The organism is Alistipes timonensis JC136, from assembly GCF_900107675.1.
GTDB lineage: Bacteria > Bacteroidota > Bacteroidia > Bacteroidales > Rikenellaceae > Alistipes > Alistipes timonensis.
Genome location: NZ_FNRI01000007.1, coordinates 82,250 through 96,775 on the forward strand (window position 1 = coordinate 82,250; position 14,526 = coordinate 96,775).

The window sequence follows — 14,526 nt, forward strand, 5'->3', positions numbered from 1 at the left end:
AACCATGAAACCAACCAAAATTACCGATAGCTTATGAAAAAACTCATTACTTTACTCACCGGGCTGCTGTTCGTCGCCCTGTCGGTCGGATTGACCGGCTGCGACGATAGCGACGAGCAGGTGAACCGACCCGACGAACGCTTCGTCTCGGGCGTGGTGATCCCCACCGCCCTGGACGTATGCGAGGGCCTGGAGATGACCATCGAAGGGCAGGGATTCCTTCAGGGCGACGCCGTCACCCTGCGCGGCGACAGCGACATGCCGGCCCAGACCACCGGAATCACGCCGTCGTCGATCTCATTCGTGCTGCCGGACGGTCTCGAAGACCAGACGGCCTACAAATTCCTCCTCGTCCGCAACGGAGAGCTGCAAGCCCTGGGCGCCAGCCGCCTTACGCTCAAGCTGGCCGTCAATATTGACCTGGGCGGAACCATCACCGGCTCCTGGAATGAAGAAGCCTCCATCCGGGGGAACGGGTTCACCGCATCCGACGAACTGATTCTGACGCAAGGGGGGGGGAAATTCTCCGCTTCCGTAACGCAGGCAGATAACCAATCCCTCCGGTTCCGGATTCCGCAGACAGCCGTAGACGGCGACTGCGAATTCACCCTCCGCCGCGGCGACAAGGAGCAGACGCTCGGCACCGCGAAACTCTCCCTCTCACTCGACAACACCATACCCGACCAGACGGGCGCTTCGATCAAAGGTATGGTCCATTACGGAGGCAAGGGCATCGAAAACGTCCTGGTTTCCGACGGCGACCGAATCACCGCCACCGACGCCAACGGTTACTATTGGCTCGCATCCGACAAACGCAACGGCCTGGCGTTCGTCATCCAGCCCTCCGGCTACGAAGTTCCCACCGACAAGGCCATCCCCCAATTCTGGCATCCCTGCACCGGAAGCGCATCCACGGTCGAACGGATCGACTTCCAGCTCCAGCCCGTCTCGAACGACGACTTCACGCTGCTGGTGGCCACCGACATGCACCTGGCCAACCGGAACACGCCCAAGGACTACACCCAATTCGCGGACGGATTCGTCAAGGAGCTCACCGACACCTACAACAGCACGTCTTCGAAGGTTTACTGCCTCAACCTGGGCGATTTTGCCTGGGATCAATATTGGTATGTGAACAAATGGGCGATCCCCGAGTGCAAAAAGGCTGTCGAAAGTTTCAATTTCCCCTTCTGGTCGGTGATGGGCAACCACGACAACGACCCCTACGGCACCAGCGACTTCGCCGCCGAAACTCCCTACCGCGAGGAGCTCGGTCCGGTGTACTATTCGATGAACATCGGCAAGGTGCACTTCCTGATGCTCGACAACACGGTCTACCTCAACAACGGCGGCGGCCCGGGCGTGATCGGCGACCGGAGCTACAAAAAGTATTTCACCCAACAGCAGTTGGACTGGATTCGGGAGGACCTGAAATACGTGGACAAATCGACCCCCATCGTCGTCGGCTTCCACTGCCCGGTCTACACCTACGGTTGGAACGGCACCTCGCTCACGACGAATATTTCGATGGACAGCTCGGCGGCCGTCTCGGACCTGCTCGGTTGTTTCGACGGTTACGCCTCGGTCAACGTCGTCACAGGGCACACCCACGTAAACCGCAACATGCAGTCCCCGGCCTTCGCCAACGTCTACGAACACAACGTCGCCGCCGTCTGCGGCACCTGGTGGTGGACCCAGCAGTTCGGCAAGAACAACGTCTGCACGGACGGTTCGCCCGCCGGATACAAGGTCTTCACCGTCAGCGGCACCGACCTCAAATGGCAATTCAAAGCAACGGGGCTGCCCGCCGAACGCCAGTTCATGACCTACGACATGAACAGCGTCAAGGAGTATTGGGCAACGAACACCGTGGTGCAGAAGGCCATCGAACTGGGCAAGGATTTCGCGGGCCGCGGCAACGACTATTCGGGCGTGGGCGAAAACGAAGTCTTCGTCAACGTCTGGGGGCACGAACCCGGCAAATGGAACATCAGCGTTACGGAAAACGGCAAGTCGCTCGACGTGCGTCAGGTATGGCGCCGCGACCCGCTGCACACCATCTCCTACGACGCCCCGCGCTGCGTCGCCAACGGCGGCGAAATGACCTTCCCGTCGGGCTACACGCCCCACATGTTCGCCGTGACGGCTTCGTCGGCCTCCTCCACGCTCGAAATCCGGGTCACCGACCGCTTCGGCAACACCTACACCGAAACGATGAAACGTCCCAAAACCTTCTCGACCGACCTGAACGAATAACCCCCAAAACCTCAGACAATGAACCGATACATTCAGAAATGGTTATGGATATTCGCCTGTACCGCGGCCCTGCTGGCCGGAGCGTGCAGCGACGACGACACCGACGACGGAACGACGACGGCCGTTCCGCCGACCCTGGAGATCACGGGCATTCCCGATACCGGGATGCATTTCCTCTACTACGCCATCCCGCCGCAGACCTTCACCATGAAGGTCGATGCGCCGTGGGAGATCACCAAGACCGCCGGCTGGTTCGTCGTAACCCCCAGACAGGGCAAGGCCGGGGAGGCGATCGAGATCACCGTGACCGGCGATTTCAACGACGGCGACACCCGCAAGGGTGAATTCACCATCCGCGCCAACAGCGGCAACAACCTGCACCCCTGCTACACGGAAAAGACCGTCGAGCTGTCGCAGGACGCCTGCAACCAGGCCGGCATCACCGTCGAAGGACTCACCGGCGAGGATGCCGCGGCTTTCCCCGCGGAGCAGAGCGAGCCGCTGACGCTCAAAGTCACGGCCACCTACGACTGGACGATGACCGTGAGCGACGAATCGTGGGTGACGGTATCGCCCAAAAAAGGCGCTGCCGGACAAGCGGTCAACGTGGTGCTTACCCCCACGCCCAACACCAAATTCGAGACCCACACCTCGCAGCTCACCATTACGGCGGGCGATCCGGACTATCCGGAAAACAGCGCCGAACGGATCATCACGCTGACCCAATACCCGCCGGCCGACTCGCACGAAACGGGTTACGTTTTCTTCGAAGACGATTTCGCATGGGTGACAGAGAACTGGGTGGAACCCTATTCGAAATACGGCTGGCCGGGCGTTAAGACCGACGGCACGAACAACAACGAATTCGGGCTCACCAATGCCAAGATCAAACCCGTCGCCGACGAAAAAGGCTACACCTATTCCGCTTCGGTCTACGCCCGTTACGAAGGCTCCGTCAAACTGGGCAAGACCAGCCTGTGCGGATTCCTGCAGACACCCGCATTGTCGAAAATCGACGCGGGCAAGAGCGCCACGGTGCTCGTATCGTTCTACGGAGCGCTCTACGCCTCGGCCTCGGGAAACAAGGACTCCGCGAAACCGGCGTTCCCGATCTCGATCGAGGGCGGCGGAACGATCGGGAACGGTTCGGAAACCGAAACGGCGATCGTCATGGACAACCACTTCAGTTGGACCAGGTATTCGTTCGTCATCCAGGGAGCCACTTCGGCAACCCGGATCAAGTTCGGCGACGAAGATACGAAGACATACCGCATTCACCTCGACAACATCCGCGTGGAAAAAGCCGAGACCGGCGCCGAAGCGCCCGAACCGCAGCCCGTCACAATCCCGCTGGATGTCCGGATCACACCGCAGAGTTTCGGTGAGATTCCCGCCGAAGGCGACGACCTGGCGTGCTCGATCCACATCAACCGGGCCTGGTCGGCCGCATCCGACAGCGAATGGCTGACGATCGAAAAGGTGAATTGCGGCACGGCGGCAAACGGTGCGACGCTGGCAGCGGACAAACGCTCGGTAACGGTGCTGGGAACCTGGCTGCCGTACAACGACATCGTGCTGAAAGCCGCGCCCAACACGGACGGCGAAGCCCGCACCGCCACACTCTCGCTGACGATTGACGGCGAAGCGGCCCCGCTGACGATGAACGTCGCGCAGGCCGGCGTGGCGGCCGGAACGCCGCGCATCACGGTAACCGGGCTCGACAACCATACGGTTCCCCCGTTCGCATCCGATGCGACACAGCCCCAAACATTCACCGTCAATGCGACCTATGACTGGACGATCTCCGTTCCCGAAGGCGACACGTGGTACACCGTATCGCCCCTGCAAGGCTCGGCGAACAGCGACATCGAAGTCACGGTGACACCGACCGCCAATCCGGACGCCGCCCGCGGCGGAACGTTCACCATCGTATCGAAGAATGGCGGGCTGGAGACCGAACAGCCTATCGTCGTCAGTCAGGAAGCCAACGCGAATGTCTTCAGCGGGCTTCCCGCCACCTGGACGTTCAATGCGGCCGACAAACTCACCGCCGACCTGAAGTACCCCGCTGACGAAACGGGCAGCACGGCCCTGTTCACCTACGACCGCAAGGGGCTGGCCTCCGACGAAAACGGCGTCGTCTCGATCTCCGGCAGCTACCTCAAACTCGCCGGCGTACCCTGCGGCTCGATGGCCGTCTACACCGTTCCGGTGAAGAACTTTGCAGCCGGCACGAAGATCAAGTACGCGACGCGCACCTACTCCTCCGGTTCGGGTGCCAAGTACTTCGCCGTGGAGTACTCGACCGACGGAACGAACTGGACCCCCTTCGACGGATTCAGGGACAAGGAACGGACGGAACTGCCCGCCGGATCGGAAATCGCAGGGCAGGACGGATTCGTCGAAGTCTCCTATTCGTATGCGAATCCGGTGACCACACAGACCGATTTTGCCTTCACGGCGACCGTTCCCACGGCCATCGCCGACGGTACGCTCTACGTACGGACCCGTATTTCCGAACCCTACACGGCGGACTTAAAGAAAAACTTCGCCGTAAACACCACGACCACGGCCAATACGCGTGTCTACACGGCAGCCATCGAGATCGCAGCCGAATAAACCGGCGGTCCGGCCGGCGTCACCCGACCCGGCCGGCCGCTAAAACGAAACCCATAAACGAATAACAGATATGTTTGCCAAACAATACATACGCACGCTGCTTACAGGAGTCGCCCTGATCCTGGGGACCCTGGCAGCAGAGGCCCAGAGCCGCAGCGTCACCGGCACCGTGTTCAACGACGACGGAAAAACTCCGCTGGTAGGATGCACCATCATCGTCCAGGGCACCACGACCGGCACCACGACGGAAGCCAACGGCAGTTACTCGATCAAAGTCAACGGCAACGACGCCGTCCTCGTCTTCCAATCGCTGGGTTACGAAACCCAAACCATTCCCGTCGGCAGCCGCACGACGATCGACGTCACGATGAAAGAGTCCGCCACCAAGATCGCCGACGTAGTGGTGACGGCGCTGGGCCTGACCCGCGAGGAGAAATCGCTGGGATACGCCGTATCGAAGGTGTCGAGCGACGCCATCAACGCCTCGGTGGCCTCCAACTGGATCGCCAACATGAACGGCAAGGTGGCCGGCCTCTCCATGACCTCGGCAGGCACCGGCCCCGGCGGCACGATGCGCGTCACCCTGCGCGGCGACGCCTCGCTCAACTACGGCAGCAACGAAGCCCTGTTCGTCGTCGACGGCGTGCCCATCCTCAGCGGAAGCACGGCGACCACCTCCGACACCAACTACGCCAACGGCGACGCCCCGGTGGACTTCGGCAACGCCGTGGCCGACCTCAATCCGGACGACATCGAAAGCGTCTCGGTGCTGAAAGGCCCCTCGGCCACCGCCCTCTACGGATCGCGGGCCGCCAACGGCGCCATCGTCATCACCACCAAATCGGGACGCACGGACAAGGGCTGGGGCGTGACCTACAACGGCTCGGTATCGTTCGAACGCGCGGGATTCTGGCCCGACTTCCAGGACGAATACGGCGTTTCGGCCGTCACCACGTCGCAGACCAACCGCCACGTATCGGCCTGGGGACTTCCGGGCTCGATGACCCTGGACGGACGTCCGGTCAAACAGCAGATTTCACGCTACGCCTTCGGCGAAAAGTTCGACGCCTCGCAAAAACGCTATCTTTACCTCTCGAAGAACTGGGACACCGGGGAATTCACGCCCCTGCCGTGGGTATATGCCGACGACTGGTATACGGGTATTTTCGAGACCGGCGTGACCTACACCAACTCCGTGTCGGTTGAGGGATCGTCGGGAAAAGGCACCAGCGCCCGATTCTCGTTCACCGATTCGCGCAACGAATGGATTCTGCCCAACACGGGCTACAACCGCCAGGCCTATGCGCTGACGCTGAACCAGAAGCTCAGCAAGCACCTCGACCTCTCGGTGAAGGCGACCTTCTCACGGAGGCAGTCCGACAACATGCCGGTGGCCGGTTACGACGAATCGTCGGCCATGTACGGCCTGCTGTGGGGCTATAACGTCAACCCCATGCGGGCTTACCGCGACGAGTATTTCCAGGGACGCTACACCCGCGAGAACTACGACCTCGGCGCCATGTCGTCGACCGACCCCTACAACGTCCAGAGTTCGCTGGTCTACAACTCGCTCGGCGGCCACAATCCCTACCGGGTCCTCTACGAAGAGCTCAACACGCTCGTCCGCAACCGCGTCTACGGCAACGTCGCCCTCACGGCCCACCTCCTCCCGGGGCTGGACCTCACGCTGCGCGGAGGCATGGACATGAACAACGACTTCCGCACCCAGCAGAAACCCAAGATGACCGCCGACTACCTGAACGGCATGTACCGCGAACAGACCGTGCGCGAATACGAATTCAACATCGACTTCCTGCTCAAATACCAGCGGGCGTTCCTCAACGACCGGCTGACGCTCTCGGCAGCCGTGGGCGGCAACGAGATGCGTTACAGCTATGCCACGACCAAGATCACGGCTCCCGAGCTGGAGATCGACGGCGTATACAAACTCAAAAACTCGGCCGTGACCCTCGTCACCGACGCGAGCCGCCGGGAAAAAGGCGTGCACAGCATCTACGAGTTTGTCAACCTCGGCTGGGACGACACCTATTTCCTCGACATCACCTGCCGCACGGACTGGTCCTCGACGCTGCACCCGACCAAATGGAGCTACACCTATCCGTCGGTCAGCGCCAGCGTCCTGCTCGACAAGGCGCTCAAAATCAACACCCCGTATGTGAACATGCTGAAAGTCCGCGCGTCGTGGGCCAACGTCGGTAACGACACGTCGCCCTACTCGCTCTACGACGCCTACTCCAAGACCTCGCTGCCCGGCGGATTCACCCTTCCCAGCACGCTGAAGGACGCCTACATCAATCCGGAGAACGTGGAGAGCTGGGAAGTCGGATTCGAGGGCAAATTCCTCAGCAACCGGCTCAATTTCGACGTCGCACTCTACAAGAACACCACCACCGACCAGATTCTCGGCGTGTCGCAGAGCTCCGAAACGGGCGCCACGAAAGTCATGATGAACGCCGGGCGCGTAGAGAACAAAGGTATCGAAATCTCGTTCCGCCTGCGCCCCGTGCAGACCCGCGACCTGCTGTGGGAGATCAACGGCAACTGGGCCCGCAACAAGAACAAGCTGTGCGAACTGAACGAGGGCTGGGACCCCTCGACGCCGTTGCAGACCTCGATGGGCGTCACGATCGGCAGCCGCACCTTCGTCTACTCCTACATCGGCGAGGAGATGCACTGGATTTACGGCCGCGACTATGTCCGCGCCCCGAAAGGCTCCACCTACACCGACGAAAACGGCACCGTGATCGACTGCTCGGGCATGCCGATCATCGACCCGAAGACGGGTTACCCCTCGCTGATCGAGGACCCCAACCAGCGGATCGCCAAGGTGAATCCCGACTGGAAGGCGGGCTTCGGAACCTCCGTGCGGTACAAGAACCTCTCGTTCTCGGCGCAGTTCACGGCGCAGATGGGCGGCAACTCCTTCTCAGTGACCAACTTCGCGCTCTCGTACCAGGGCAAGCTGAAAAACTCGCTGCCCGGGCGTGAGGACGGACTGGTGCTCAAAGGCGTGAACGCCGTCGACAACGGCGACGGCACCGTCTCCTACAACCGGAACAACACCATCACCGAAAACGTCTACATCTACTACAACAAATACCAGTGGGTGCGCGACAACACGAAAGCCAACACGTTCAGCACGGATTTCCTCAAACTCAAGGAGGTACGCCTGGATTACAGGTTCCCGGAAAAATGGATGCGAAAAACCGGATTCCTGCGCAGCGCCTCGCTCGGCGTATTCGCCACCAACCTTTTCTGCATCACCAACTGGCCGCAGTACGATCCCGAAGCCGCCGGCGTAGTCAGCGGTTCCAACATTTACGGCGGAATCGAAACCGGGTCCTTCCCGATGACCCGCACCTACGGATTCAACATCAAACTCCAGTTCTAAAACGTACAGCCATGAAATATACCAAATATCTCGCAATCGTTCTCGCCTCGGCGCTCTCCGCAGCCGGATGCACGGGGGACTTCGAGGATATAAACTCGGACCCCAACAACATCATCGTCGGCGACATCGAACCGGCCAACATGCTGGAGCCGCTTCTGATGAACGGGGCCAATGCGCTTATATACAACACCTACTACTACTGCAACGAAATCTCGCAGGTGACCGTGGCCAGCGCCTCGAACGTCCGTGACGAACACCGCTACAACATCACCAACAGCAATTACAGCACTATTTGGAACCTCGGGTTCAACTGGGCCAAGAACGCCAAGCACATGCACGACCTGGCCGTGAACAACGGCGATGTCAACTACCAGGCGATCGGGCTCACGCTGAAGGTCTATTACCTGCAGCTCGTCACCGACGTATTCGGCGGCATTCCCTATCAGGAGGCGCTCCAGGGCGACTCGGGACTCCTCAAACCGCGCGTCGAGACCCAGAAAGAGGTTTACGAAGGGATGATCGCGGACCTCGAACGCGCCAACTCGCTCTACAACACCTCGGTCGTACTGCCCAAAAAGGAGAAGGACGCAATGTTCCAGGGCGACATCCTGAAATGGAAGAAGTTCACCAACTCGCTGCTGCTGCGCGTCCTGATGCGGGTGAGCGGACGAAGCGACGAATTTTCGCCCACGATCGCCCAGCGCATCCGCACCGTCGTTTCAGACCCGGCCGCCTATCCCGTGCTCTCGTCGAACGACGACAACGCGCTGGTCAAATACGCCGGCACGGACACCTACAACCACAACGAGTTCAACACCAACTCCTACGGCACGGAAAACGGCTTCTCGGGCGACCATCACGTAGCGGAGCAGATCATCAAAATGATGGTCGACGAGGGCACCAACACCGAATTCGACCCGCGTCTGCGCATCTGGGCCAAACCGCGCGCCGCCAACGGCTATGCCTGGAAAGGCGCCGTTTCGGGTTGTTCGATCGACTACGGCAACAGCAACAAGCAGTATGAAACCTTCATGCACTACGAGACCCTCGTGCGCGACAACAACCCCAACTGCCTGATGGATTACGCCGAAATACTCTTCATCAAAGCCGAAGCGGCATTCCACGGCTGGATCGACGGATCGGCGAAGGAGTATTACGAGCAGGCGCTCACGGCCTCGTGCCAGAAATGGGCGGCCTACGGACAGTATGCCGCATTCCCCGACAAGGACGGCAACACCGCCCCCGTCATCATCACCTCGGCCGACATCCAGGAGTTCCTGGCCAACGAAAACGTCGCCTACGACGGTACGCTGCAACGCATCGCCGAGCAGAAATGGCTGTCGCTGTTCTGGGTCTGCGGATTCGAAATGTATAACGAAATGCGCCGCACGGGCTATCCCGAAGTGGTGATCGGCAAGGCCGCCCGGGAATACGGTTACACCAAGGGGCTGTTCATCGCCCGCTGGGGCTACCCCACCATCGCCATGGCCAACAACAACGCGAACTACATGGCGGCGCTGGCGGCCATGGGCGGCACGGAGAACAACAAGGTGCTCCCCGTATGGTGGAGCGGACAGGCCGTCGCACGCGATGCCGGAACGCCCTGGGAACACTCCTTCCGCAAGTTGATTTACGGAGACAAATAACTGCAAAAACGACTCAGCACATGAAACGTTACAACCTATTCCGACACATAATGCGTGCGGCAGCGGCAATGGCCCTGCTGATCCCCGCCGCCGCACTGAACTCCTGCAACGACGACGATGAGGCGGTCGGCGGCTCTTACCTGCGGATCGAAAATCCCATGGTCGGCAGCAACACCAAGGAGGTCACCCGCGTTCCTTCCTACTCGGAGCTGGGATGCGAGATCGCCCCGATCCTCGCATCGAAGAAATTCTCCGACTCGCCCGACTCGCTGCAGGCGCACACCGTATCGCTCATCAGCTACGACATCCGCTCGAACCGCGACTGGACGGTAGTCGTCGAAGGCGACAATGCCGAATGGCTGCGCGTCAATCCTTCGGCCGACGGCAGCGGCGACGGCCGCATCTTCCTCACGGCCACGAACAACTATTCGACCCAAGCCCGCTCGACGACCCTCTATATCCGGTATGCCGACGGATCGTACAGCGATGCGTCGCTGGCCGTGACCCAAGCCGCGAACACCCCCTATTTCATCACGCGCGTAAACGGCACCGACGCCGGGCAGATCACCGTCAAGCAGGCCGCCGCCACCTATGAAATCAGCATCCTGTCGAATATCGACTACTTCTATTCTATGGAGGGGGATTTCTTCCGGCTGACTGAAACCGGCAACGGGCTCTTCACGCTGGAGGTGGACGCCTATCCCGAAAATGCGCAGGAGCTCGAACGCACCGGTTCCATCGACTTCAAAGGCGCCGGCGCATACGCTTCGGTGACGGGCCGGATCGTCATCCTGCAAACCATTCGTCCGGAAATCGCCGCCGAGGGGCTGACCAACAACACGATCAGCTTCAAAGCCGAGGACAAGGCCGCCGTCTCGTTCACCGTCTCGGCGAACTACGATTGGAGCATCGAAATACCGGAAAAGGACGACTGGTATACGGTAACCCCGCTCAAAGGGCTGGCCAACGAAAGCGTCACCGTCCTCGTCACCCCGACGGAAAACACGGACGACAAGGCCCGCAACGGGAAATTCACCATCACCACCGAGGAAAAGATGGGCGAGAAAGCCTCGCTCGGCGTCACCGTCAAACAGGCGAGCGGCAGCGGCGGTAGCGGCATGACGGGACTCGACGCCCCGGTAAGCTGGCTCTTCTCGGCAGCCAACATGGCCAACTACACCGACGCGTTCGTGAAAAGCAACCTCCTGCCGGCCAACGAGGGCACGGGCTATATCTCCTACACCCATACCTACCTCGACCAGACCGGCATCGACGATCCCGACTGCGCCCGCTTCATCGGCTCCACGGGACAGCCCTACATCACGGGGGCATGGCCGGGCGACTACTGGCTCTTCCAGGTTCCCGTCACCAAGTTCGAAGCCGGAACGAAGGTCCGCTTCAGCGGTCTCACCCGGACCTCGGCCACGGGACAGAACTATTGGCTGCTGGAGTTCTGCGACGGAACCGGCGACAACGACTGGAAACCGGTCATCGCAACGCAGACCGCGACGGTGAACGGCGAAGAGATCACCTACACTCACTCCATCCCGTCGAGCAACATCACCATCGACGTCACGGTGACCTACACCAAAGCCATCGCCAAGGGAGAGGTGCGGTTCCGGATGACCTGCGTAGCCAACTGGAAGACGGACGGCTCGGGCGCTCTGCCCAACCCCAACGGCGGTACGATCCGCTGGGCAAGCTCCGAAGGCGCCAACTACACGGACAGTCCGAGGATCGAGGTCGTAGACTGACCCCGAACCCGGAATGCAAAAACCCCGGACTTTTTCGCAAAGTCCGGGGTTTTATTCGAAGGATACGCGGCAGGTGCGCCGCGGTCATCGGAAATCAGTTGATATTGCGCCGGTCGGGTTCATGGTCGGGCGAAGCCGCCTCCATGTCGATCTGCAATTTGACCATGTTGATGGCCGTAGCAGCCGCTTCATCGCCTTTATTGCCGTGGCGGCCGCCGCAGCGGTCGAGCGCCTGCTGCATGTCGTTGACCGTCAGCACGCCGAAAGCAATGGGCATGTTCCACTGAATCTGCAGCTGCGTGATGCCCTGCGTCACGCCCTGGCAGATGAAATCGAAATGGCGCGTGTCGCCCTGGATCACGCATCCCAGCGCGATAACGGCGTCAACGTCGGTGTATTCCGCGAAGAACTGGACGCCGAGCGACAGTTCGAAAGTGCCGGGAACATATTTGATCTGGATGTTCATGTCGGGACATCCCGCGGCACGCAGCGTACGCACGGCCCCCTCCAGCAATGCTTCAGTGACCTCGCGGTTCCACTCGGCCACGACGATACCGAACCGCATGTCCGCGGCCGAAGGCAGGGGTGAGTCGAATTTGGAAAGGTTGTGATTCTTGGTCGCCATCGTCTTCCTCCGCTTATTTTACGCTGCCGAGCAGTTTTTCAGCCTCCCGGGCCTCCATCGAGGCGGGATACGAGGTCAGGATTTGCTCGTAGAAAGCCGCAGCCTTCTGAGCATTGCCCATGGCCTGCTCGGCAAGGCCCGCCTTGCGCAGGTACATCGGGGCCGTCAGGTTGTTGTCGGCGGCCTTCACGGCCTTCTCATAGAACTTCACAGCCTTGGCATAGTCCTGCTGATCCACGGCGATATCGCCCTGCAGGCCGTAATTCTGCGCGTTGATGAGCGCTCCGGGGATGCCTTTCAGGCGGGAGAACTTGGCGAGGTATTTCGCGGCGTTCTCCAGGTCACCCGTGCGCAGGTAGCAGATACCTGCATAGTGCTTGGCCAGATTGCCCGAAGGCGTGGAACCGTATTTTTCGACCACATCGAGGAAACCCGCACCGTTGGCGTCGCCCAGCAGCGCCAGTTCGAAATCGGGATTCTCACCCTCGAAACGGACCTGTGCCTCGGAGATCATCTCGGCAGCCTTCTCGGCACGCGGCTGAACGATCAGCGCACGGTAACCGAAAACAAGCGCCGCGAGAACGAGCAGGCCGAGGAAGATATAACCCATCATCCGGCCGTTCTTCTCGAAAAAGAGCTCCGTTTTGTTCATTGCTTCGCCGAGGGTTTCCTGTTCGGCGACGTTCTGCTTTGCCATATTGCTTATTGAGTTTTAGTTTAAAATTCGCATAGTAGATGGCAAAGATACAAAACTATTCACAATGTGCAATGTCGTGTCCGGATTTTTTGTACTTTTGTCCTATGCATCTGAAGAAAATAGCGCTGCTGAATTTCAAAAACATGACCCAGGAGGAACTCGCGCTCTGCCCCGGCATCAACTGCCTGGTGGGAGACAACGGCGCGGGCAAGACCAACGTCGTGGACGCGGTCTACTACCTGTCGATGTGCAAATCGTCGCTGCAGATGACCGACGCGCAGAGCATCCGCCACGGGGCCGACTTCTTCCTCGTGGAGGGACAGTACGCCACCGACGCGGGCAAGAGCGAAAGCGTGGTGTGCTCGTTCTCGCGCAAGGGCGGCAAAGTCCTCAAACGCAACGGCAAGGAGTACGACCGGCTGTCGGACCATGTGGGGCTGATTCCCGCAGTGATCGTGTCGCCGGCGGACAGCGCGCTGATCTCGGACGCCGCAGACGAACGGCGCCGCTATCTCAACGCCTTCATTTCGCAGCTGGACCGCGCCTACCTCAACTCGGTGATGCGCTACAACACCGTGCTGGCCGAGCGCAACCGCCTGCTGAAGACCCGCCCCGACGAGACGATGCTCCAGATTTACGACATGCAGCTGTGCGAGCACGGCAAGGCCATTCACGCCCGCCGGCAGGAGTTCGCCGAACGGCTGCAGCCCGTGGTGGCGGAGTATTACCGCATCCTCTCGGGCGACCGTGAGCAGGTCGAGCTCCACTACAAATCGGAACTGAACGAACGTCCTTTCGAGGAGGTGCTGCTGGCCGCCCGGCAGAAGGACCTCGTCAACGAATTTACCACCGCAGGCATTCACCGCGACGACCTGACGCTCCGGATCGGCGGCTACCCCCTGCGCAAATACGGTTCGCAGGGGCAGCAGAAGTCGTTCCTCATCGCCCTCAAACTGGCGCAGTACACCATCGTCGCCCAAGAGAAGGGCGAACGCCCCATCCTGCTGCTGGACGACCTGTTCGACAAGCTGGACGCCGGGCGCGTCGAGCAGTTGATCCGGCTGGTTTCGGACGACGCCTTCGGGCAGATACTCATCACCGACTGCAATCCCACGCGCCTGAAAACGATCCTCGACAAGGCCGGCGGCGACTACGCCCTCTTTTCGGTGGCCGACGGCACCGTGACACAGGAGCGGACAGCCGCGGAATCCAACGCCCCGGAATCATGAGACGGACCAAAACGATGCTGATGGGCGACCTGCTGGAGGAGTTCTTCAAACGCCCCTATATCGCCGCGAAGGTCGCCGAAGGCAAACTGCCCGACACGTGGCGCGAAATCGTCGGCGACCGCGCCGCGGAGGTCACCACCGAACTGCGGCTGGAAAACCACATCCTCCATGTGCGCATCCAGTCGAGCGTACTGCGGTCGGAACTTTTCTACCAGCGCGAAGCGCTCCGGGAGGAGATCAACCGCCGTTCGGGGGTCCGGCTGGTCAACGCCGTAATCATCCGATAAA

General features: G+C 60.5%; 9 protein-coding genes. 7 read left to right on the plus strand and 2 right to left on the minus strand.

Annotated elements, in window-relative coordinates; translation table 11 throughout:
- Positions 1 to 33 precede the first annotated feature (33 nt).
- The 5 genes from BLU78_RS10555 (at position 34) to BLU78_RS10575 (ending at position 11,687) form a co-directional block, all read left to right on the plus strand.
- Entirely contained in the window at positions 34 to 2,256 is a 2,223-nt protein-coding gene (locus BLU78_RS10555) for a calcineurin-like phosphoesterase C-terminal domain-containing protein (protein WP_010265278.1), read from the plus strand.
- 18 nt (positions 2,257 to 2,274) lie between these two features.
- Positions 2,275 to 4,875, plus strand: coding sequence for a BACON domain-containing protein (locus BLU78_RS10560; RefSeq protein ID WP_010265282.1), 2,601 nt, complete (start codon positions 2,275 to 2,277; stop codon positions 4,873 to 4,875).
- Between the two features lie 70 nt (positions 4,876 to 4,945).
- The gene (locus BLU78_RS10565; RefSeq protein ID WP_010265286.1) at positions 4,946 to 8,287 is read left to right on the plus strand and encodes a SusC/RagA family TonB-linked outer membrane protein; all 3,342 of its coding nucleotides are present in this window, start codon (positions 4,946 to 4,948) and stop codon (positions 8,285 to 8,287) included.
- 11 nt (positions 8,288 to 8,298) lie between these two features.
- On the plus strand, positions 8,299 to 9,933 hold the full coding sequence (locus BLU78_RS10570) for a SusD/RagB family nutrient-binding outer membrane lipoprotein (protein WP_010265290.1): 1,635 nt from the start codon (positions 8,299 to 8,301) through the stop codon (positions 9,931 to 9,933).
- A gap of 20 nt (positions 9,934 to 9,953) precedes the next feature.
- Positions 9,954 to 11,687, plus strand: coding sequence for a BACON domain-containing protein (locus tag BLU78_RS10575; RefSeq protein WP_010265294.1), 1,734 nt, complete (start codon positions 9,954 to 9,956; stop codon positions 11,685 to 11,687).
- Between the two features lie 94 nt (positions 11,688 to 11,781).
- On the opposite strand, the gene ribH is transcribed toward BLU78_RS10575, so the two are convergent.
- Both ribH and BLU78_RS10585 read right to left on the minus strand, forming a co-directional pair.
- Complete coding sequence (ribH, locus tag BLU78_RS10580) at positions 11,782 to 12,312, minus strand: 6,7-dimethyl-8-ribityllumazine synthase (RefSeq protein ID WP_010265297.1); 531 nt, start codon at positions 12,310 to 12,312, stop codon at positions 11,782 to 11,784.
- A 13-nt stretch (positions 12,313 to 12,325) separates the two neighbouring features.
- Positions 12,326 to 13,009 carry a tetratricopeptide repeat protein gene (locus BLU78_RS10585; protein ID WP_010265299.1) on the minus strand — a complete coding sequence of 228 codons (684 nt, stop codon included), beginning with the start codon at positions 13,007 to 13,009 and terminating at the stop codon, positions 12,326 to 12,328.
- A 104-nt stretch (positions 13,010 to 13,113) separates the two neighbouring features.
- On the opposite strand from BLU78_RS10585, the gene recF reads away from it, so the two are divergent.
- Both recF and BLU78_RS10595 read left to right on the plus strand, forming a co-directional pair.
- Entirely contained in the window at positions 13,114 to 14,238 is a 1,125-nt protein-coding gene (gene recF, locus BLU78_RS10590) for a DNA replication/repair protein RecF (protein WP_020692153.1), read from the plus strand.
- A gap of 14 nt (positions 14,239 to 14,252) precedes the next feature.
- The gene (locus tag BLU78_RS10595; RefSeq protein WP_010265304.1) at positions 14,253 to 14,525 is read left to right on the plus strand and encodes a DciA family protein; all 273 of its coding nucleotides are present in this window, start codon (positions 14,253 to 14,255) and stop codon (positions 14,523 to 14,525) included.
- Position 14,526: the final 1 nt, after the last annotated feature.